Raw genomic sequence first — 21,228 nt, forward strand, 5'->3', positions numbered from 1 at the left:
CGCGATATCACAGCGCAATGTGTTGACTTGCATGGCACCCCTCACTTCCGCTTGCCATCCTAGTTCGACGAACAGGTCGATCTAGTCGGCGAAGCGACCATTCGGGATGGCGACGCCAAGCTCGAATGGTCGTCATTTGCCGAATCCGCTTCATCCACAAATGCCAGCAACTGCCTTGTTCATCGAGCGGCTGGATGAATTCGATGGACTGCAAGGCTTCCTTTAGAACTTGTAGCTCAATCGGAGCGAGCCGCCGTGACTGGTGTAGGTATCGGAGAACGCGCCCGAATATTGCGCGCGTACGCTGAAGCCGTTGTCGTTGGCCAGATCGACGCCGGCGGTCAGCCGGCCCACCACATCCGCCAGCGGCACTTCGCTGTCGAAGCCGCCGATCCCGGCCGGCGCCTGGGCCAGACGCGCCGAGGTATCCCAGCTGTCGACAGTGCTGAAGCTCACTCCGGCCGCCGCATACGCCCGCATCACCGTCGTCTCGCTCAGTTCCACCCGCGTGCCGATCTCCACAGCCGGCGTCGCGTGGAAACTCCACTGGCCGGCGCCGTCGACCAAAAGATCGAGTGCACCGGTTCCCGACTCGCGATAGCCGTCGGCATGCGTGTAGATCAGGTCGAGATCCACCAACGGCCGCACATAATACGGGTCCTGCGTAAAGGTGTAGGCCGCGCGCACCCGGGCACTGAGATTGTAGATATCCGGATCGCCTTCGGCCTGGCCGGCAAAGCCCGGAATGCGGATCGTGCGCGTGTTGTCGTACCAGCCATAGCTGCCGGCAAGGGCGCCGGACAATAGCCACGGGCCGTTCTGGTGCTTCAGCGAGACGCCGGCATAGAGGATATCGCCGTCGGCGTTGACCCGGTCATCGTCGCCGCGAATGGAACTGCGGTCGTAGCCGCCGGCGAGACCAACGAACCAGTCCGGCGACACCTCGAACTGGGCACCCGCCTGCATCGAGTAGGTCGTGGTGTCGAAGCCCGATATGCCACCCGAAGCCTTCTGGTCGAGCACCTGGCCGCCAGCCTGGGCCCAGCCGCATTCGGTCTCAGTCAGGACCGAGGTTCCCGCGGCAAACATCGGGCAGCTCAGCAGCAGGTCCAGATGCTGCTGCGTGGTGGCGATGCTGCCGGCCGCGGCCGCGCCGGAAACACCGGGCGACATGTCGGACAGGGCCGATCCATAGCTGCCTACGTCGTCGTCGGCGAGATTTCCGAGCGTGCCGAACAGCGTGCCGAAAGAGCCGCCGCCGACATCCCAGATCTCCTGCAGGTGACCGGCAACGTTGTTCTGATCGTCGTTCAGATCGGCGCCGGGCTCGGCAAAGTGAGCCGAGGTTGCCGAAACCGACAGTTCGTTTCCTGCCCGGGTGACAGCATAGTCGAAGAGTGCCGACTGGGCGCTCAGCGAATGGTCCAGGGTGCCTCCGACGGTAAGGAACGGCAGGCTGATGTCGGGCAGGACGCTGATGGCGTTCACCGCGAACTTGCCTTCCAGCGTAGCGTCGCCCTCGACGGTCAGACGGTCCATGCGGGAGCCTGCGAAGTCGGCCGTAATCGCCAGTATGCCACCCGTGTCCTGCGTGAGGTCGCCGGTGATTCTGGTGGTGTCGATGCCGCCGGAATGGCCGATCGTCAGTCGGCCATGATTGACCACGTCAGCTTCGTAGATCTTGGCATCCGTCAGCAGGCCGCCCGTCTGGTTGATAACGGAGATGGGCATGTCGTGGCCGAAGCGGGCCGCCACCGGGATGGTGTCGTCGGTGGATATCTTGCTGGTCGGCGCGTTGCCGTCGACGCTCGTCTCGAAGACGCTGCCGCTGATCGTGCCGGAGTTATGCACATTCAGTGTGCCGGACTGCGTTCTGCCATTGGTATATTGGATGGCACGGCCCGAGGCGGCCGAGACAGAGCCTCCGGCACTGACGGTCATCACATTGTTCTTCCCGCCCGAAACCCACACACCGGTGCCATTGTCGCCCGAGCCGCCGGTGACGGAACCACTGACGTTGACGCTGACCGTACCGTTGTTCTCCGTCCCCGCATCGCTCTGCGCGAAGATGCCGATCGCGTCCTTGCCGGTCGCCAGGATAGCCCCGCCGGCATTGAGGGCGACCGTCACGTTGCCGCTTTTGCCGGACGTCGAGAGACTTCCGTTGGAGCCGATGAAAGCGCCGCTGGCATTGCCGCCGAAACCGCCGCCGCCGCCGATCGACTGGGCCAGGATGCCGTAGGCATAGTCGCCCGACGTGAAGATGTTTCCGTTGGCCGTGACGGTGACATCGTGGCCGTCCCCGGTGCCGGCGGAACTCATGCCCTTCAACGAGAGCGGCGCACCCGAGGCGGTGCCGCCGATGCCGCCGCCGCCGCCAATCGACTGGGCAACAAGGCCATGGGCGGCAATGCCCAGCGTTTTGATCTGGCCATTCGTCAGGTCGACCGTGACGACGCCGCCGTTTGTTGTTCCACTGCCGCCGGAGCCTCCAACCACGATCGAGGCGATGCTGTCGGCCTCGCCGGCGCCGCCGATGCCGCCACCGCCGCCGATCGACTGCGCCACGAGGCCATGGGCCCGGTCGCCATAAGTGGTCAGGAAGCCGCCGTAGTTCAGGTCGACTTCGCCGCCGCTGCCGCCGACACCACCGCTGCCGCCGACGGTGAGATCGATCGAGTGGCTGTCGTCGTCTTCGGCCGCCGTGCTGCTGCCGGCGCCGCCGACGCCGCCGCCGCCGCCGATCGACTGTGCAACGAGGCCGTGCGCGTCGTCGCCAGTGGTCTGCAGGGAGAGCCAGCTTCCCACATCGGTCGTAACTTTGCCGCCATTGCCGCCAACGCCGCCGCTGCCGCCGATGCCGCCGCCGACGGTGATCTTGCCGGCCGCCTGGTCGGAACCATCGCCGCCCTGCCCGCCGCCGCCGCCGATCGACTGCAGCAGCACGCCATAAGCGCTATAACCAGTGGTATTGACAACGGGGGTGCCGTGGTCAGCGTCGAAGGTGATAGCGACCGTGCCGCCATCGCCACCGGCACCGCCGCCGCCGCCGACGCCCACATCGATGTTGGCCGTCGCCTGGCTGCCGGATATGGTCGATGAGCCGGCTGTGCCGCCGCCACCGCCGATCGATTGTGCGACAATGCCGTCGGCCCAGTCGCCCGTGGTGGCGATGTTGCCGGCATGCGTCAGTGTGACCGATCCGCCATGGGCGGCCGTGCCGCCTGCGCCGCCTACACCCACTGAGAAGTCATATTTGCTGTCTTCGTCATCGGGCTTGTCCGAATCGTCGGATGTGGCCGACGCGATCGAGCCGCCGAGACCGCCGCCGCCGCCAATGGACTGAGCCAGCACCCCGTCGGCGTCGCCGCCTGATGTGACGATGCTCCCCGCCGTTTTGACGTTGATGGTGCCCCCGTCGCCGCCACCACCGCCAGTGCGACCGACGGAAACCGTGACCCCGGCGGAAATCTCGCCGAGGTCGTCGTCGTCGGTGTCCTCCGCGGCAGCTTCCTCCTCGCCGCTGCCGGGCAGGCTGGCGCTGCCCGACAGGCCGACGCTTACGCCTTGCGATGTTCCGCCACCGCCGCCGATGGACTGGACAAGCAGGCCGCGCGCGCCCGAACCGTTGGTCTGCACCTTGGTGCCGTTCTCGAACTGCACATTCGCTTCCCCGCCGGCGCCGCCGCCACCGCCCGAACCGCCGACTCCGACCGTTGCCGTCAGGTTGAAGCCGCTGCCGTACTGCTTGCTGTTGACGCTGCCGACGCCGCCATTGCCGCCGCCGCCGCCGATCGACTGCACCACGACCGCATTGGCATAGTCGTCGGCCGTCGCCACCCAGGCGGTGTCGTTGAGATCGACCGTGACGGTACCGCCGGCGCCGCCGCCACTGCCCGAGCCTCCGACCGAGACACCGATATCGGCGCTGATCGTGTCGACCGTGCCGGCCGTCGAAGCCATCGACGACGCACTGCCGCCGTTGCCGCCGCCGCCGCCGATCGATTGCGCCACGAGGCCATGCGACGAAACGCCTTTCGTGGAGACCCCGGTGTTACCGTCCAGGGTCAGCGACACGCCGCCGCCGGTATGGGACGATCCACCGCTGCCGCCAACGGCCGTGGCCACGCTCATCGCCAGGGAGACGTCTTCGCCGGTCGGCACCGCCACGGTGAGAGCGTCGGCGACCGAGGAGCCGCCGCTGCCGCCGCCGCCGCTGATCGACTGGGCGAGCACGCCGATGGCGTCAGTGACGTCGCCGCCGTCCTGGCCGGTCTTGATGGCACTGTTGGTCAGGTGCACGGTAACCGTATCACTGGTGCCGCCGGAACCGCCGGTGCCACCGACAGCCACCGACGCCGTGAAGCCGAGACCTGCGGAATAGGAGCTGGCGGAACCACCGGTGCCGCCGCCACCGCCGATCGACTGTGCCACGATGCCTGCGGCGTGGGACCCTTGGGTCGTCAGATTCAGGCCCTGGAAGGCGACGTTCACGGTATTTGCGTAGCCGCCGCCGCCGCCGCCACCGCCAACCTGGAAGCTGCCGAACCCGGCATCGCCGCCGGTGGCGTTGCCGCCATTGCCGCCGCCGCCGCCGATCGACTGAGCGATTATGCCGACCGCACCGGAGCCCGCCGTCGCGACGGTGACGGCCTGCGGCGCTCCAAAGACTGTAGGACAATCGCCGCCGGAATTTTCATTGGTGACGCAGACCCATCCGCCGCTACCGCCGCCCGAGGCGGTGCCACCGACGCCCACCGCCGGAACCCCGACCGACAGGTCGATCACATTGCCGCCATTGCCGCCGCCGCCGCCGACCGATTGCGCCATGATCGCATGCGACATCTCACCCTGCGTGGTGACCGAGCCGCCAGTCAGCAATACGTTTGCATGGCTGCCGGAGCCACCAGCCCCGCCCGAACCTCCGACGGTCGCGATGCCCTTCGCACCGCCGCCCGAACCACCGCCGCCGCCGATCGACTGCGCCATGATGCCGATCGCCGCGTCGCCGGCCGTGCTGATGGCGCCCGAACTCTGGACCTCGGCAGTGCCGGCATAGTTTGCGGCGCCGCCGGTACCGCCGATCGACAGCACGCCGCCAGCCGTGCCGGCAGCACCGCCGCCGCCGCTGATCGACTGCGCCAGGATGCCATGCGCCGAATAGCCGGAGGTGGTGATCGCGCCTGTATTCTGGACACTGGCCGTCCCGGCAGCGCCGCCGTCGGCGCCATCGCCACCCAGCTCAAGCGTCAGCCCGTTGGCGATGCCGCCTGTGCCGCCGCCGCCGCCGATCGACTGCACCAGAACGCCGTAGGAATGGTCGCCAAGAGTGATGATCGTCCCACCAACGCTGGTGGAGGTGGCGGCGTTGATGAAGGTGGCCGTTTCGCCATTGCCGCCGTTGCCGCCATTGCCGGCGCCGCCGCCGAGCACGTCGGTGAAGTCGCCGCCCGTGCCGCCGCCGCCGCCGACCGAATGCAGGGTCACCGCGGCCGAGAAATCCCCGGTCGTCATGATACTGGAACCACTTCTCATATGGCCGTTCACGCCGCCGGCATCGCCGCCGTAGCCGCCGCCGCCGGCCTGGCCGGCGATGGCCGTGTCGTCGCCGCCATTGCCGCCCTGGCCGCCGATGCTCTCACCCAACAGGCCGTAGGCATAGTTGCCGTCCGTCTCGATCGTGCCGTAGTTGTTCATCCGGATCGCGCCTCCCGTGCCGCCGTCGCCGCCGGAGCTATCCTCCTCCCCCCCGTCGCCGGCGCCGCCGTCGCCGCCCTGGCTCATAGCGATCATGCCGGCGAGGTAATCGCCTTGGGTCGAAATCGTAGCGCCCGATTGGACGGTTAGGAACGTCTCAGCGTAGGAGCCGTCGCCACCTCGACCCCCGGTCGATGAACTCCAGCCACCGCCGCCGTCGCCGCCCCGAGTGACAGCGCTGATGCCACCCATCAGCTCGGGGATGGTGCCAGTGCCAACGACGGTGATATCGGCGTAAGTGCTGATGACTATCTGCGCGCCAGCCGCCCCGTCGCCGCCATTATCGGACGAATCCTGGGATGCTATGCCGATACCGCCCATACTGCCCGCGGAGATGCCGCCGCTGGCCTGCGCATCCGCGTAGACGCTGATCGCGCCGATCGAAGGGTCTTCCTGGGAACCGTTAGTGATGGTGATGGGGCCGCCATCGCCGCCCGCGCCATTCTGGTTGCCACCGACGTTGCCTAAGGAAAAAGCATTGATGCCAAAGACCCCGCCATCATCGCCTATCCCCTCCAGCGGGCTGGCCGCGCTGCCGAGATTCATTTGCCCGGTGTTGGTGATGATGATGATCCCGCCATCCCCGCCGCCACCGCCGCTCTGGTCGCCCGTACCGCTATTTTGGTTGCCGCCCATGCCTCCTATGCTCGAGGCAAAGATGCCATCCACCCCCAAACCTGGCTTGAGCGATTCTATAGACAACGCGCCGGTGTTGGTGATCTCCACCACGTTGCCGCCGCCGCCGCTGCCGCCGCTCGTGTCGTTGTTACCGTTATCGTAAGCTCCGTCGCCACCCTGGGACTGCCCCGAAATCAGGCCGACGAGTAGACTATCACCTGGATCTGTGTCGGACGTCAGGTTCACACTGGCAGCATTGGTGATGCTCACACTACCACCACCGCCGGCGAAATTATTGTCGTAGCCATCACCGCCACGCGAGAATCCGTGTATGACACCACCGCCCTCAGCCCATGACGGTACAGTGTAAGGGAGGTCGCTACCGGCGGTGTACGTGCCAGCTGTCGTAAGGTTTACCTTGTCTCCGTCTACGGCGTCGTTATCTTTAGAGCCGTCAGCGCCCTGGCAATTAGCCCAAGTGTATCCAAAACTGCCGCCTGTAAAGCTTTGGGTCGACGGCGCATCGCACGCCTGTGCATCGCCGATCATGGCCAGACTGAACATGCCCAGGGCCGATGCCATCAGCAGACGCGATCTGTTCTGATCCAATATGGATACGGAGATCTTCGGGCGGCCCGATGATTTTTGCCGGGCTTTCCCGGTGCTGGCAGCGTGCTTCATCCGATGCTTCCCCCAAATCGTTAAGCGTGCACAAGCAGGAATGGCGGCACGCCTTGCGCCACCTATCTCAACCTGCAATGGTAGGAATCGCGAGTACGAGACACCTACATCCAAATCATTGACGCGTTACCGCACAGAGACACGTCCTATTCGATGAACAGGTCGATCTAGTCGGTGAAGCGACCCAATTCAGGGCCTGGCGGGGGCAACATTGGGAAGGGCAGTATCGATGGTCGTCGTTGCCGATCCCGATCATCGTGGCGAATTGAATGGAGTCGCGGACGCTGGCAACCGGCGCCACCGCGCCCTGTGGTCACTCGACGGCTCGAACGTCGAGCTGGTACGGTCGCTCGGCTCGTTCTGGCGGGCGCAAACCGCCGGCTGGCTCTTCAGCGCCCTGTTTGGCATCGTCAGCCGCGTCCTTGCTTTCGAGGACATCGTTTTCGCACTGACGCTGACCGCCATTCTCGAGCCGCTGGGCTTCGCACTCACCACCCTCGCCCACCGCGTGTTCCGCGACCGGACGGTCAGCATCACGCTGACAGTCGTCCTGGTCGCGCTGATGCTCTCGATTGCCGGCGGGCTGCTGCAGATGTACGTCTCCAACACGATCAAGGGGATCCTGCTGCCGGGTGGAGATCCCGGCAATGTCGCCGCCGGCGTGGCGATACCGCTGGTCTACTATACGCTGGTCTTCCTGGGATGGTCTCTTGCCTATCTCTGGATCAAGGCGGATGCCGACGGTCGCGCGCAGCGAATCCAGCGCCACCAGGCTCGGGAGGAAGCGCTGCGGTCCGAGTTGCATCAGCTCCGTCTGCAGCTCGATTCTCACTTCCTGTTCAACGTGCTGAACACGGTTGCGATGGAGATCCCGGATGAGCCGGACACCGCGCTCGAGATGATACATCGCATCACGGCCTATCTGCGCTATCTGCTTGAAAATCAATCGCGACGCATTTGCTCCCTGTCCGACGAGATCGAGGCCATGCGTGCCTATGTCCGGATCCAGGAACTGCGGTTCGAGGGTCGTCTCGACTGCGTGGTCAAGGTGGAATCGGCTGCCCGGCCAATTGCCGTGCCGCATCTCATCCTGCAGCCATTGGTCGAGAATGCCGTAAAGCACGGACTGCCGTCGCCAGTTGGACGTTTCACGGTAGGCATCACCGTTGAATGCCAGGGCGATGACATCATGATCGAAGTCAGCAATCCGGGCAGGTTGGCAACGCACGAGCGCGACCGCCCGGCCGTGGGGCTGGCCAATATCCGCCGGCGGCTGGAATTGCACTATCCGTCTGGCCACGCGCTGTCGCTGATCCAGATGGGCGACACGGTCGTCGCGCGCCTAGCATTGAAGGGACCGGCATGCTTCGCCTGATGGTTGTCGACGACGAGCCGCCGGCCCGGCGCGGGCTGAAGCGGCTCATGCAGGCACACGAAGACGTAGACGTCGTCGGCGAAGCCGGCTCGCTGGACGAGGCTCACGCGCTGACGCATACCCTGCGGCCCGATGCGATCTTCCTCGACATAAACCTCGGTAGCGATCATGGCTTCAGCCTGATTGAGCGGCTCGATCCGGTGCCGGCTATCGTCTTCGTGACGGCGTACAGCACCTACGCGCCGCAAGCTTTCGATGTCGCGGCGCTCGACTTCCTGCTCAAGCCAGTCGAACAGGAACGACTGGCGCTGACGCTCGAGCGACTACGCAATTATCAGCGCTCGCTCGAGCATGCGGGAGCCCAGATTCTCGACAACGAGACAGCCCCGACCACTATGCCGGCCAAGCGCCGTCTCCATATCAAGATGGCAGGGCAGTCGATCGTCGTGCCGACCGACGGGATCGCCACGCTAACCGCCGAGGCGGACTTCACGCGTATAATGATGGCGGACGGCCGCAACCATCTGGTTTGCCGGCTGCTCGGTCAATTCGAAGCGGAATTGCCAAAGCCACCGTTCTTCCGTGTCAGCCGTTCCCTGGTCATCAATCTGGATCGAATCGAGCACGCCAGATCATACGATGGCGGGCGCATGCTCGTATCGCTTGGACCGTCCATCGAGCCGATGATGCTCGGCCGCACGGGCAGCAGGCGATTGCGGCGTCATCTATATGCCCCGGCCGATATCAAAGCCGCGGACGACGACGTGAAATTGTCCGCCGGCTGATCGCGTGGTTGCCCGGTATCGCTAGTGCCGGAGCCCAACTTTTCCGACAGTATCCCGGGACCATGAAAATGGCCGACCTTCCTCGCTGACAAAATACACGATCATGTATGCAACGATCAGGGCATCGACCATGACCAGAACCAGGTAGCCCATCACCCAGGGCTGACCAAGGTTGCTGAGGAAGAGATAGGCCAGAAAGGCCTTTTCCGTGGCAGCCAGCAACATGGTCTCGAATCGCAACCACGGACGGAAACCGGCGGCCACCATCAGCGCACCGATCCCAAAGATCGTAAAGCCCCAGTGCCGCAAGGCGGGTACACTGGAAGACGTATAATCGACCAGTCCGCCGAGCATCAGCGTGAAGAAATTGATATCGATTGCGAATACCAACGTCGCGCATGTGAGCAGGCCGGATACGATGAGAAACCATCGGATGGTCTTGGCGATGAAGCGGTTAACGATGGACATTGATCGGCTTCCGGCGATGAAGAGACTGCGAACTGATCATCCAGTTGTTCGAGAGCGGGCAGTCACAAGCTGCCCGCGCTCACGGCCGTCCATTTTTACTTGGCCATTGCTCCTTGCGCCGCAGCGATTTTGGCCTTTACCGATTCGAGATTGAAGCTCGCGCCCTGCTGCATCGGCGGGAATTCGATCGCCGACTTCGCCAGTCTGGCCACCTCCTCCTGCACGAACACGAAGCGCCAGAACTCGTACTTGAACCAGTCGAAATATTGCAGGGAGCCTTCCTTGGTCCCGCTGTCGGGCCAACCGGCGCGTTCGAACGGGTCCAGGCGGAGATTGGTCAGGTATGGTGCGGACACCGTGATCCTGCCGCCCAGCCAACCCTCGGGCTGGTCGATGAAACGATACTTGTAGTCGCCGATACGCAGCGCACCAAGCTGGCTTTCGGCGAAATACCAAAGCTCCCGCCGAGTTGAGGGACCCTTGCCGGTAATCAGGTCCATCTGATTGTAGCCGTCGAGATGTACCTTGAAAGTCGTATCCCCGATCTGCTTGCCCTGCTTGAGTTCATCAATGATGTTCGGATTTCCAGCGGCGGCCAGGAATGTCGGGAACCAGTCGAGACCCGACATGATACCGTTCTCGACTTTGTCCTCCGGCACCTTGCCCGGCCAGCGGACGATCGCCGGTACGCGGAAGCCACCCTCCATGACCGTCCCCTTGTTTTGGGCGAAAGGGGTCATTCCACCGTCAGGCCAGGTAAAGAGTTCCGTGCCGTTGTCGGTCGTGAAGACGACGATCGTGTTGTCGTCCTCGCCTATCGCCTCCAACTTCTCCATTACGGAGCCGACCGTATCATCGAGTTGCGCCATCCCGGCTTCCTGGATGGACCAGCCGTTCTGCGAATTTCGCATCGCATCGTATTTGGGGGACAGATGCGTGACGATGTGCATGCGCGTAGGGTTCAGCCATACAAAGAACGGCTTGTCGTCGGCTTCTGCCTTGTCGATGAACTTGAGCGTGTGGTCGAGGATTTCATCGTCGACGGTTTCCATGCGCTCGGGACACAACTCGCCAGCGTCTTCGATCTTTTGCTTTCCGACCTTGCCCCAGCGTGGGTCCACAGTTGCGTCGTCGACATCGCTCGCCCAGGCGTGGATCATGTTGCGAGGGCCGACTTGCGATCTCATTTCCTGCGGATAGGTAGGCTGGCAGGGGTCTTCCATCGCATCGAGGTGATAGAGATAGCCATAGAACTCATCGAAGCCGTGTACGGTCGGCAGAAACTCGTTCTTGTCGCCAAGATGGTTCTTGCCGAACTGGCCCGTAGTGTAGCCGATATCCTTGAGTGCGGCGGCAATCGTCACCGCCTGCGCGGGAAGGCCAACAGGCGCGCCGGCTTGCCCGACGGTTGTCATGCCGGTACGGACCGGCAGTTCCCCGGTAATGAATGCCGAGCGCCCCGCTGTGCAACTCGCCTCACCGTAATAATCGGTAAACAGCATGCCCTCCGCGGCAAGCCGATCGATGTTTGGTGTCTTGCCCGCCATCATGCCCCGATGGTAGGCGCCGATATTCCACATACCGATGTCGTCACCCATGATAACGACGATATTGGGCCGATCTCCCTGCTGTGCGACCGCCGGCGCGCTCACCATCATAAAGGTGGCGGCCGACAGACTGACCCAAAGCTTCCTGGCCATTTTCATAGTGCGCATTCCTCGTGTTCGAACTGCCGGAGGCAGGCTCACATCTTTGCGATTTCGGATGGAGTACGTAACGGTAACAGGCTGTGCATCGAGGCTGGCGATCGCATTGGACGACCACCAGCGGGAGGGAGCATCAGCTGGTCACGAATTGAGTGCGGCGGCTCAATTGGGGCCCTTACCGCCGCCGATGCAAATCTTGATGATATCCTGTTCGATTTCGGCGCATATATTCTCATATTCTAATATTATGAGGCGGTGCCGCTCCGGATCACTTAGACGCAGACGCTCCAAAGTGTCGGTGGCATCGTCGAACGCGCCGCACAGACCAAGTATGCCCTCGTCTCTCGCACTGAGAACCTGAAGCTGCCCCCGCAACGCAGGCATTTTGAGCATCAGCTTCAACAAGCCCCTTCGATCTGCTGCCGACATTGTCCTGCCCTCGCAAGTGTCATCGACAAGTGCCGTCTGAAAATTCAGTCACTGTCGCAGCCGGCGCACCAAAAGCGAGTACGTAACGGTAACTTGACGGCAAGAAGCCGAACGCCAAAGACATGCTATCGTCGGCGATCTCCGCTCCTTGAGCTGGCACCAATACGAGCGAGCGCGGCTGCGCCGACACAGACAGTTCGGGCGGTCATCAGTTAGTGATATTGGTCAACGCCCGAAATCAGGAAGGCAGGATTCGGAAGTCGGCTCCTTCCGGCAAGAGTTGTCCGCCATCGACCACGATTGTCGTGCCGGTGATGTAGCTTGCATCATCCGAGGCGAGGAACAGGAACGCATTTGCGACGTCGCGGGGGGTGCCGAGCCGCCCGAGCGGGATCGCGTTTTCCATGTTCTGGATGAAGGCCGCGCCGCGTTGCTCCTGCATGCCCTCGGTCAGAATGTTGCCCGGCTCGACGCCGTTCACTGTGATGCCATAACCGGAGAACTCCAGCGCGGCGGAACGAATGAATCCGTTGATCCCGGCCTTCGTCGCCGAGTAGTGGCCGTGTCCCGGGCTGGTCACATGCGGCCCTGTGATCGAAGACGTGAAGAGCATCCGGCCCGACCCCTGGGCCTTCATCGGCACGAGCGCGGCACGCGCGGCATTGAAGGAGCCGCGCAGGTTTACGGCCATGACGCGATCCCAGTCGTCCGGGCTTGTGTTCTCGATCAGCTGCCAAGGGTAGATGCCGGCGTTCTGGACGACGATGTCGAGCCTGCCGAAGGTCGCGAGTGCCAGGGCGACGGCTGCTTCCGCATCCTCCATTTTCGAGATGTCGATGTGGATGAAGGGCACTCCCAGTTCGTCGGCAGTCGCTTGTCCGTAGGCGGCGTCGCTGTCAGCGAGCACCAGGCTGGCGCCTTCCTTCATGAACCGCAGCGCGATGCCCTTGCCGATGCCACGCGCCGCACCGACGATGACGGCCACCTTGCCTTCCACGCGACCTGTCATGCTAGCCTCTGGCGCAACGTCTGCTTGAATGTGTCGAGGAGAACCGCGGCAAGCACCAGGAATCCATGGATGACCTGGGTGAAATTGGCGGGCAGGCCCATCAAATTGATTGCCGTATTGATCGAGGAAAGCAGCAGCACGCCTGCGTAGACGCCCGGCAGCGACCCGACGCCACCCTTGAGGCTGACGCCTCCGATCACGACGGCAGCGAAAGCGTTGAACAGCAGTCCGACGCCGAGATTGGCCGTTGCGCCAGAGGTGCGGATGGCGAGCAGCCAGCCGGCGAGCCCGGCAATGGCGCCAGCCAGCACGAAAGCGATGATGAGATTGCGCTTGACGCGGATGCCGGCGCGGAACGTGGCCGTCTCATTGCCGCCGATCATCGTCAGGTGGCGGCCGAACGGCGTCTTGGCCATGACCAGCGAGAAGCCAACGAAACAGAGGATTGCGATCCACGCCGTGAGAGGGAGGCCGGCGATCCGCTGGATGCCGAACCAGCGGATCGCCGGCGCGAGATCCTGCGCGGAACGTCCTCCGGAAACCGCAACCACCAGCCCGCGCACCCAGATGTAGGACGCAAGCGTGATGATGAAGGCGTTCATGCCGACCTTGACGACCAGGAAGCCGTTGAGCACGCCGACCAACCCGCCGACGGCAAGTGCCACCAGCAGCGATACCGGCACCATCAGCCATTCCGGGCTCAAGGTAACGCCCATGCCGATGCCGGCCGAGCAGAACAGAATGCCGACCGCCATGGCACCCAGCGCCGCGACGGACTCGACGGAGAGATCCATGTGTCCGGTAATGATCACCAGCGCCAGTCCGATCGACATGACGCCGAGCACGCTCGATGCTTCGATGATGTTGGCGAAAATACCGAGCTGAAAATAGTTGGGCACGAAGGCCGAAAAGATCGCCAGCACGAAAAGCAGCATGAACCAGACGAGGTTGTCCAGGACAAACTCGATAATGCTTCGCGTCCGTGCGTTCATGAGGCTTTCCGGCTGGAATGGTCCGCCCTCGTGCTGAACGTGTCAGTGCGAGAGCGGACAGGGTTGGATTTACTCGACCGGCTTCACTGTGTCCGATGGCGGCTTGAGGTTGCCCCAGAAGGCAGGATTATCGACGTTGGACTTGTCGATCGCCGCGCCCGGGATCTTGATATTCGGGCCCCACGCCTCCTCGGTCACGGTCGATTTCAGGCCAAGCACGTCGTATTCGCCAGCCTTGATCTCCTGCTTGCCGACGATCTTGTCCATGAACATCGCGACAGCCGCGGCTTGGGCATAGAGCGGCTGCTCGACCTCGACGTTGAGCCAGCCCTTGCGGATCAGATCGAGACCGACCGGCGCGCCGTTCGAACTCATCATCATCACGTCGCCCGGCTTCTTGCCCGCCGCTTCAAGCGACGCGACGGCTGCCACGGACAAGTGCGCCGCGTGGCTGAAGATCAGGTCGATGTCCGGGTTCGACACGATGTTGTCGGCAACGATGGTACCGGCATTGCTGGCTTCCCACTGCATCGCGGGAACAGAAATGATCTGCACATCCGGAAACGCCTTCATCTTTTCCTCGAACCCCTTCTGGATATCGAGCGTGTAGGGGTCGCCGGGGTCGCCGAGCACCTGAAGGACTTTCCCCTTTACGGAGCCGTGCTTGGCGGACAGCAGCTTTTCAGCCTGTTCCGCAGCGACGTAGCCAATTTCAATCGTTCCGGCGACGGACGTGAAGGCAGACTTGGTCGAGGTGACCTGGCGGTCGAACTCGACGACCGGGATACCCGCAGCCATTGCCGCCTCGATCGAGGGCTTCAGCGCGTTGAAGTCGACGGCCGCGAGGATCACGGCTGCAGGTTTGAGCGTGATGACATCGTTCATCTGGCTCTGCTGGGTGTCCGTCTTGTTGTCGGCGTTGAGCGTCTTCATCTCGTAGCCGACCTGCTTCAGAAACATTTCGAGCGCGCTGACCGAGCCGGTCTGGAATTCGTCGAGCAGCGTCGGCACGAGATAATACACAACGCCCTTCGACTGCGCGAAGGCCGGCGTGAGCATGGCCAACGCCAATGCCAGAACGCCGAAGGCAGACAGAACTATTCGCTTCATGTTCGTTCTCCTCTTTTGCCGGACCTCTTGATTATGCCCGTCCGCCTGCCGGTCCGGTCCCGGCAAGGGTTCCCCGGTGATCATCTTGACCACCGCGTCGGGACTTGTATTCGACCGCGGCACATCGCCCGCCACGACGCCCTGGCGGATCACCACGATCCGGTCGGCAACCTGGAAGGCCTGCTGCATGATGTGCGTGATGATGATGACGCCGATCCCCTGCGACGCGACCTGGCGGATCATGTCGAGGCCCCGCCGCGTCTGTTCCACGCCGAGGGCAGCGAATGGCTCGTCGAGCAGCACCAGCTTGCCGCCCCAATGGACGAAGCGGTTCAACTCGATCGCCTGCCGCTGGCCGCCCGAAAGATGTTCGACATTCGTGCGCAGCGACGGAATGCGCGTCCCCGCATTGGCCAGCGCCGTCGCCACTTCGCTCTCCATGGCGCGTTCGTCGAGAATGGGAATGCCGAGGAACTTGCGGGTGATTTCCCGCCCCATGAAGAAGTTGGCGACGACATCCACATTCGTGCAGAGCGACAGGTCCTGATAGACGGTCTCGATGCCGGCTGCCTTGGCGGCCGCGGGAGAGCTGGCCAGAAACTCCTTGCCCTCGAAAAGCATCCGGCCCGATGTCGGCTCCAGGCCGCCGGAGATGATCTTCACCAGCGTCGACTTGCCCGCACCGTTGTCGCCGAGCAACGCAACCACCTCGCCCCGACCGATGGAAAAACTGATACCCCTGAGCGCTTCGATCGCGCCGAAGTTCTTGCGGATGTCGTCCAGCACAAGCAGCGGCTCTGTCATGCTGCGATTTCCTTGCCGTCGAGAATGTCGCGCTCGCGTTCGCCCGTGAACATCCGGCCGAAGCGGGGCGACAGGACGCCTGACACTGCGAGCGCCGCGGCGCCTCGCAGCACGGAGTGCTCGCCGCCATGCGCGACGACCACACGCGGCGCTTCACGACCACGACGCGCAGAAATCGAGTTCGGCAGATCCGTGGCCTCCCTTGCCATGCGATCAAGCAGACTGGCCGATGCCAGGCCACCAAGCACGACGGTTTCCGGGTCGAACAGGTTTTCGATCGTCGTGATGGCGTTGCGGAAGATCGGCGCCACGGATTTGAACCAGTCGGCCTCGCTCGCTTTCGCGCGGCGAAGCGCATCGAGCGAAAAGTATCTCTCCAGACAGCCGCGATTGCCGCATGGACACGCCTCGCCGCCCGGCACGACCGGAATGTGGCCGATTTCGCCGGCGTTGCCCCACGCACCGCGCATCACCCGGCCTTCGTGCACCATGGCGCCACCAAGTCCGACGCCGAAGTAGAGATAGTAATATTCGGAGAACCGCTTGCCGAGGCCATAGAGCTGCTCGCCGAGGGCCGCGGCAGCCATATCCGTTTCCAGGAATGCCGGCAGGCCGGTGAGTTCGGCCAGGCGCTCCCTGATGGCGACGTTCTCCCAGCCGGTCATCGTGGTGGGGCCGACGAAACTCATGGACTCGACACCAAACGGTCCGGGCAATGCCATGCCGACACCAAGCATGCGACCCTCCGGCTTGCGCTTGATCAGCTCTGGCACCATCTCGCCAATGATTTCGAAGGCAGCCGCGGGCGATGCATTCGCGATCGTGTGATGCAGGCTGCCGACGACGTCTCCGCTCAGATCGATCAGCGCCGCATTGACTCCGATCGGTGTGACATGAACGCCGACCGCAAACCCGCCATCCGGATTGATCCGGAGCGTCGAGGGCGGCAGGCCGCGTCCCTTCGGCTCCTCGCGAAGGGACACGAGATACTTCTGCTCTTCGAGTTCGCGGACAATCGTCGATACGGTCTGGACCGTCAGTCCCACACGCTCGGCAATTTCGCCACGCGTTGTTGGACCATGCAGGCGGACCGACTCGAGCACGATCCGTCGGTTGTACGGCCGGCCAAACTCTTGGTTGGTCCCTCTGAGCGCCACGCGCAACATCTCCAGAATGGCGACGTTACACCGCGCTGTTATTTAGTCAAATGGATTTCATAATTGATGTTTCGAATGCAAGAGCTGGACGAAAAGCCGTTGGTCGCGGCGAACGCGCTGGGATTTCGACCAGCGCGGCATTCGTTGGCCATGAAAACTCTTGCAAGGATGTCAGGAGCCCTGGCAGCCAGACAAACCAGTTGCAAAACTCCAGTTCGCGAACGGTATCACCCTGCCTGGAACCGACACGGGCAACTTGCTTGTTGTCCCGTCTTCATTGGTTTTGCCGCTCTCGCCCTTCCCGGTCAAAACGTTCAAATCGCAGCCGGCTTTGGTGTTTTCCTTGAGATAGTCCTCGGAGTCGTACGAAAAGCCGGCGACCACGAATGCACCGTCACGATATGCGATCGTCAGCGTCTGGTTGGTGCGCTGGCTTCCAACCGGCATCGCCGGCAGGAACAGTCTGATCGAATTGTTAGGCAGCGCGGTCAATTCAGGCTCGGTATCGGAGTTCTCGTAGCCGGGCCGGTCGTATCCGTTCCATTCTCCGAGAATCTGATCGCGCACGACCTCCACGGGTTTCAGATAATTATGCTCGATATCCCTGAGGAAAAAATGCATGTCCATGGGTTCGGTGGGTTCCGTCTGCACGATCAGCGCGAGATCGGTTCCTCCATCGCCATTCCAGTCGCCGGTCAGTGCCGTTATTATTTTCTGCGTTTCGATCGGTTCCGACAAAGCGACCGTCGGGACAAAGAACATCAAGCACGTTGCAATCAACCGCATGGCGGCATTTCCCCCGATTGGCTTGGACTCCAGTGGCATTCTTTCCTAATGCATCCACGCTCGCACCGGCTTTCCACAAGCCGTCTCTATGCGAAACGATGCCGTACCACTCATGCCTCTAATGAGGAAGCTGCGGACATATGCGACGTACGGCCGGTATGTCCCGGAAAGTTCATCCTGCTGATGCTCAAGTCATATGGAAGACGTTTTGCAACGGTATGACCAGTGGCTCGTTACGGTCCGTGTACTGCATGATATCGGCCATGAAATCCCACCAGCGGCGATTGATTTCGGTCTGTGGCAGCCTGTCCATCGTATGGTCGTCGGCGCGGATGAGCGTGGCGAAGAGATGGTTCGTCTCGGGGTCCAGCCAGATCGAATAATCCGATACGCCGGCATCGCGCAGCGCCTGGCTCAGTTCGGGCCAGATCTCATCATGGCGTTTCTTATATTCGGTCGCCTGCCCAGGATTGAGGTTCATGCGGAAGGCGATGCGCTCGGGCATGATTTTTCTCCCTTCTAAATTGATAGTGCCGCCACCTCGCCAGGAACAAGGCGTGGCTTCGCATAATATTTTTGAGGCGTTCTCCAGCTACCTTGTTTAGCTTGTTTAGGAGAAAGCGCTTTCTTCGCGTGTGTCCATCTTGCCGATGATTCTCCTTTGCTCGCATTCTGCGTCATGCGCGGACGCGAACTCGAATCGATTCTCATAGACTTGGCGGTTTCGGACGCCGACTTGCTCAGGACGAGCTTCGCTTCGCTGGTCGCGGAAGCGGCAACGCGCACCGAGGGAAACGTCTTGTTCGACATCCGGGTCGACGGTGACCCGAGCGTGCAGCGGATTGCCGCCATTGCCTTCGTGGACGCTGGCGTGGCGTTTGTTTTGCTGGCCAATGACGGCACTCATTTCAGCGTGGTCTTTCCGGAGGAGGACCTGTCGGATTTCACGGATCCGCTGTCGCGGTGGTTTGCACTGTCTCTGCACGAACGGGCGACAACGCCTTTTCGAGGATCGGCAATCCTGTTGCTGGGTGCCCTTCGCCGATGCGGCTATCTCGATGCCACCGCATAGGACGGTCCGGTGCTGCTATCCTGTGCGCAAATTCAGCGCCGGCTCGCCACTGCCCTGCTCGACGCCCGCCCGCTCCTGTGCAGCCAGCGCAGCAAGGAAAGCTGGCCGCGTCGACAGGCGTTTCCAATAACCGCGCAGGGCCTCCGAGAAATCGTCGTCGAGGCCGAGCGCGTTGGCGAAAAGCAGCGCGTAGCCGATCGAGATGTCGGCCATGGTGAAGCGGCCGGCGCAATAGTAGTCCTGGCTGCCGACGATCGCATCGACGGCGCGCAGGCGGGCCAGGAACCAGCGCGCATAGTCGATTGCGGCTTGCGGCAGCCGGCGCTCCTCCGGCTCCAGCCGGCTGTAACGAAGCACGATCGTCTGCGGGAAGGTCAGTGTCGCTTCGCCGAAGAAAAGCCCGTTGAGATAAGCGCCGTACGCCGGCTCATCCGCCGCCACCTTCATTGCTGCCGCGCCGTAACGCTCCACCAGATAGAGGCAAATGGCGGACGACTCGGTCATCCGGGTCTCGCCATCGACCAGATAGGGAATGGTGCCGAGCGGATTGATGTCCAGGTACTCCCGCGCCAGGAATCGCGGCGGAAACGGCAGCATCTTCAACTCGTAGTCGAGGCCGATCTCCTCCAGCGCCCACAGGGCACGGAACGACCTCGCATTGGCGCAGTGGTAGAGCGTGATCATCACGGCTCCAACTCGCGGGCAAGCGCGGCCGGCACATCGATTTCCATGTCGAGCAACATCTGGGCCATGCCCTTGCCAAGCGGGTCGAGCCGCATCGATGCGGGGCCGCCACCGTTGAGCGCTTCGTGAAGGAGGAAATTCATGGCGCCGATGCCGGGCAGCAGGAAGCGCTCGACCTTGCCCTCGACCAGATGCGCGAAATAGTCTTTCACGCGTTCTGGCGTCAGGCGCTCAAGCAGGACCGGCAGAAAATCGGGCCGGCGCGCAATGACGCCGATGTTGGAGACGTTGCCCTTGTCGCCACTGCGGGCGGAGGCAAGTTTTATCAGCGGCATGGCTACGACATCGCTCGGACTTGCCGGCGGCAACGCCGGCTCCGGCGCAGCCGTTTCCGGCACATAGCCGCCGTCGACCGGCATCGCGACGGGCAAACTCCTGCCGCCAACCGTCAGGGTGACCGGCACTTTGTGCTTGGGCAGCGTGAACGCCACCTGCTTGATGAGCGGCGATGCCTGCGGGCGGGCACCCGCCGGTCCAGTGGTGCCGGGCGACCAGGAGGTGCCCGCAGGCGCGATCTCGCGGGCGAAAATCTCCAGCGCCTTGCGGTCGGGATGATTGACGGTGACGCGCAGCATGACCTCGCGGCTTTGTGCACCACGCGCATGCGGGCCGTAGAGCGTTTCCGCACCGATCACTTCGATATTGGTCGCGGTGTAGTCAACGATGTTCAGCGTGCGGAAGATGGTGCGGGTGCGCGCCAGAATAGCCTCGCCGGTGCGGCGCGCCTTGGCAACCGCATCGATGCCGACGATGACCAACGTGCCGGAGGAACGGTAGCCGTCGGCATAGGTGGCGGAAACCTTGTAGGTGTCGGTCGAAGGCAGGCCCTTGGCGCCGCTGACCATGACGCGGTCCCCCGCCTCGCGTTCGATGCGGACATGGCGAAAATCACACACCACGTCGGGCAGTATGTAGGCCGCCGGATCGCCGATCTCGTAAAGCAACTGTTCGGCGACCGCAGCCGGGTCAATCAATCCACCCGTGCCCGGGGGCTTGGTGACGGCGAAGCGGCCGTCGGGAAAACATTCGACAATAGGATAGCCGATATTCGCCCAGTCCTCGACGCGCTGCCAGTCGGTGAACAGTCCGCCGGTGGCCTGGCAGCCGCATTCGATGATGTGCCCGGCAAGGCTGCCGGCGGCGAGCAGGTCGTAGTCGTTGGCCTGCCAGCCGAATTCATGGATCAGCGGCCCGAGCGTTACCGCGCTGTCGACGCAGCGGCCAGTGATGACGATGTCGGCCCCCTCCCCCAGCGCCCTGGCAACCGGCAGCGCGCCGAGATAGGCGTTGGCGCTGAGCACCTTCTCCGGCAGCGGTGCGCCGGAGAACATGTCGCACTGGCCGGCGGCGCGCAATTCCGGCAGCAAAGAAGTGACATCGTCCCCCTCCACGACGGCGATCCTGATATCGACCTCCAATTCCCGCGCCAGCGTTTCGAGGGCGGCCGCGCAGCCCTGCGGATTGATGCCGCCGGCATTGCTGACCACCTTGATGCCCTTGGCAGCGATATCGCGCAGCGTCGCCCGCATCGCGATGTCGACGAAGTCGGTAGCATAGCCAAGCTCTGGATTCTTGGCACGCATGGCGGCGAGGATCGCCATCGTCGTCTCGGCAAGATAGTCGAAAACCAGGTAGTCGATATCGCCCTTGCCGACGAGTTGCGGTGCGGCGACCGAGCTGTCGCCCCAGAAACCCGAGGCGCCGCCTATGCGGATTTTGGGCTTCCGCGTCATCC

At 63.0% G+C, this 21,228-nt stretch carries 15 protein-coding genes and 1 pseudogene; 3 read left to right on the forward strand and 13 right to left on the reverse strand.

Translation table 11 applies throughout. The annotated features are described in order from the left end of the window. Nucleotides 1-222: 222 nt before the first annotated feature. Entirely contained in the window at nt 223-6,957 is a 6,735-nt protein-coding gene (locus OHD58_RS28845) for an autotransporter outer membrane beta-barrel domain-containing protein (RefSeq protein WP_412177314.1), read from the reverse strand. Nucleotides 6,958-7,285: 328 nt separating this feature from the next. On the opposite strand from OHD58_RS28845, the gene OHD58_RS28850 reads away from it, so the two are divergent. Together OHD58_RS28850 and OHD58_RS28855 are read left to right on the forward strand one after the other, a co-directional pair. Next, nucleotides 7,286-8,431, forward strand: coding sequence for a sensor histidine kinase (locus OHD58_RS28850; RefSeq protein WP_263807053.1), 1,146 nt, complete (start codon nt 7,286-7,288; stop codon nt 8,429-8,431). Then, entirely contained in the window at nt 8,419-9,216 is a 798-nt protein-coding gene (locus tag OHD58_RS28855; protein ID WP_263807054.1) for a LytR/AlgR family response regulator transcription factor, read from the forward strand. The genes OHD58_RS28850 and OHD58_RS28855 overlap by 13 nt, the downstream gene beginning before the upstream one ends. Nucleotides 9,217-9,237: 21 nt before the next feature. On the opposite strand, the gene OHD58_RS28860 is transcribed toward OHD58_RS28855, so the two are convergent. From OHD58_RS28860 to rhaM, 10 genes and pseudogenes are all read right to left on the reverse strand, one after another. After that, the gene (locus OHD58_RS28860) at nt 9,238-9,684 is read right to left on the reverse strand and encodes a hypothetical protein (protein WP_263807055.1); all 447 of its coding nucleotides are present in this window, start codon (nt 9,682-9,684) and stop codon (nt 9,238-9,240) included. Nucleotides 9,685-9,779: 95 nt separating this feature from the next. Then, nucleotides 9,780-11,390: an arylsulfatase gene (locus OHD58_RS28865; RefSeq protein WP_412177315.1), complete on the reverse strand. Its 1,611-nt coding sequence runs from the start codon at nt 11,388-11,390 to the stop codon at nt 9,780-9,782. A gap of 162 nt (nt 11,391-11,552) precedes the next feature. Next, on the reverse strand, nt 11,553-11,783 hold the full coding sequence (locus OHD58_RS28870) for a hypothetical protein (RefSeq protein ID WP_263807093.1): 231 nt from the start codon (nt 11,781-11,783) through the stop codon (nt 11,553-11,555). Nucleotides 11,784-12,057: 274 nt separating this feature from the next. Further along, nucleotides 12,058-12,828 carry an SDR family oxidoreductase gene (locus OHD58_RS28875; RefSeq protein ID WP_263807056.1) on the reverse strand — a complete coding sequence of 257 codons (771 nt, stop codon included), beginning with the start codon at nt 12,826-12,828 and terminating at the stop codon, nt 12,058-12,060. Next, entirely contained in the window at nt 12,825-13,820 is a 996-nt protein-coding gene (locus tag OHD58_RS28880; RefSeq protein ID WP_263807057.1) for an ABC transporter permease, read from the reverse strand. The genes OHD58_RS28875 and OHD58_RS28880 overlap by 4 nt, the downstream gene beginning before the upstream one ends. Nucleotides 13,821-13,889: 69 nt before the next feature. Then, nucleotides 13,890-14,930, reverse strand: coding sequence for a sugar ABC transporter substrate-binding protein (locus OHD58_RS30650; RefSeq protein ID WP_318528305.1), 1,041 nt, complete (start codon nt 14,928-14,930; stop codon nt 13,890-13,892). A 31-nt stretch (nt 14,931-14,961) separates the two neighbouring features. Continuing rightward, nucleotides 14,962-15,734 (reverse strand): annotated as a pseudogene (locus OHD58_RS30855) (ATP-binding cassette domain-containing protein). Continuing rightward, nucleotides 15,731-16,891 (reverse strand): ROK family transcriptional regulator, encoded by a 1,161-nt coding sequence (locus tag OHD58_RS28890; RefSeq protein ID WP_263807059.1) that lies wholly within the window; start codon nt 16,889-16,891, stop codon nt 15,731-15,733. The pseudogene OHD58_RS30855 and the gene OHD58_RS28890 overlap by 4 nt, the downstream one beginning before the upstream one ends. Nucleotides 16,892-17,062: 171 nt before the next feature. After that, the gene (locus tag OHD58_RS28895) at nt 17,063-17,677 is read right to left on the reverse strand and encodes a hypothetical protein (protein ID WP_263807060.1); all 615 of its coding nucleotides are present in this window, start codon (nt 17,675-17,677) and stop codon (nt 17,063-17,065) included. A gap of 187 nt (nt 17,678-17,864) precedes the next feature. Continuing rightward, nucleotides 17,865-18,182, reverse strand: a complete 318-nt coding sequence (gene rhaM / locus OHD58_RS28900) for an L-rhamnose mutarotase (protein WP_263807061.1) — start codon at nt 18,180-18,182, stop codon at nt 17,865-17,867. Between the two features lie 294 nt (nt 18,183-18,476). On the opposite strand from rhaM, the gene OHD58_RS28905 reads away from it, so the two are divergent. Continuing rightward, complete coding sequence (locus OHD58_RS28905; RefSeq protein ID WP_263807062.1) at nt 18,477-18,749, forward strand: hypothetical protein; 273 nt, start codon at nt 18,477-18,479, stop codon at nt 18,747-18,749. A 15-nt stretch (nt 18,750-18,764) separates the two neighbouring features. Here the strand turns inward: OHD58_RS28905 and OHD58_RS28910 are convergent, their stop codons facing one another. Both OHD58_RS28910 and OHD58_RS28915 read right to left on the reverse strand, forming a co-directional pair. Continuing rightward, nucleotides 18,765-19,433 carry a glutathione S-transferase family protein gene (locus OHD58_RS28910; RefSeq protein WP_263807063.1) on the reverse strand — a complete coding sequence of 223 codons (669 nt, stop codon included), beginning with the start codon at nt 19,431-19,433 and terminating at the stop codon, nt 18,765-18,767. Beyond that, on the reverse strand, nt 19,433-21,226 hold the full coding sequence (locus OHD58_RS28915; protein WP_263807064.1) for an acyclic terpene utilization AtuA family protein: 1,794 nt from the start codon (nt 21,224-21,226) through the stop codon (nt 19,433-19,435). Before OHD58_RS28915 ends, OHD58_RS28910 begins: the two co-directional genes overlap by 1 nt. Between the last annotated feature and the right edge of the window lie 2 nt (nt 21,227-21,228).

The sequence above is a fragment of the Mesorhizobium sp. ZC-5 genome, from assembly GCF_025753855.1.
In the GTDB taxonomy this organism is placed as follows: domain Bacteria; phylum Pseudomonadota; class Alphaproteobacteria; order Rhizobiales; family Rhizobiaceae; genus Neomesorhizobium.

Excerpts from the sequence above, each read along its gene's own strand:
- OHD58_RS28845 (WP_412177314.1), bottom strand. The coding sequence starts at position 6,957 with ATGGCATCGGCCCTGGGCATGTTCAGTCTGGCCATGATCGGCGATGCA.
- rhaM (WP_263807061.1), bottom strand. The coding sequence starts at position 18,182 with ATGCCCGAGCGCATCGCCTTCCGCATGAACCTCAATCCTGGGCAGGCG.
- OHD58_RS28915 (WP_263807064.1), bottom strand. The coding sequence starts at position 21,226 with ATGACGCGGAAGCCCAAAATCCGCATAGGCGGCGCCTCGGGTTTCTGG.
- OHD58_RS28875 (WP_263807056.1), bottom strand. The coding sequence starts at position 12,828 with ATGACAGGTCGCGTGGAAGGCAAGGTGGCCGTCATCGTCGGTGCGGCG.
- OHD58_RS28910 (WP_263807063.1), bottom strand. The coding sequence starts at position 19,433 with ATGATCACGCTCTACCACTGCGCCAATGCGAGGTCGTTCCGTGCCCTG.
- OHD58_RS28880 (WP_263807057.1), bottom strand. The coding sequence starts at position 13,820 with ATGAACGCACGGACGCGAAGCATTATCGAGTTTGTCCTGGACAACCTC.
- OHD58_RS28860 (WP_263807055.1), bottom strand. The coding sequence starts at position 9,684 with ATGTCCATCGTTAACCGCTTCATCGCCAAGACCATCCGATGGTTTCTC.
- OHD58_RS28865 (WP_412177315.1), bottom strand. The coding sequence starts at position 11,390 with ATGAAAATGGCCAGGAAGCTTTGGGTCAGTCTGTCGGCCGCCACCTTT.
- OHD58_RS28895 (WP_263807060.1), bottom strand. The coding sequence starts at position 17,677 with ATGCGGTTGATTGCAACGTGCTTGATGTTCTTTGTCCCGACGGTCGCT.
- OHD58_RS28870 (WP_263807093.1), bottom strand. The coding sequence starts at position 11,783 with ATGCTCAAAATGCCTGCGTTGCGGGGGCAGCTTCAGGTTCTCAGTGCG.
- OHD58_RS28850 (WP_263807053.1), top strand. The coding sequence starts at position 7,286 with ATGGTCGTCGTTGCCGATCCCGATCATCGTGGCGAATTGAATGGAGTC.
- OHD58_RS28855 (WP_263807054.1), top strand. The coding sequence starts at position 8,419 with ATGCTTCGCCTGATGGTTGTCGACGACGAGCCGCCGGCCCGGCGCGGG.
- OHD58_RS30650 (WP_318528305.1), bottom strand. The coding sequence starts at position 14,930 with ATGAAGCGAATAGTTCTGTCTGCCTTCGGCGTTCTGGCATTGGCGTTG.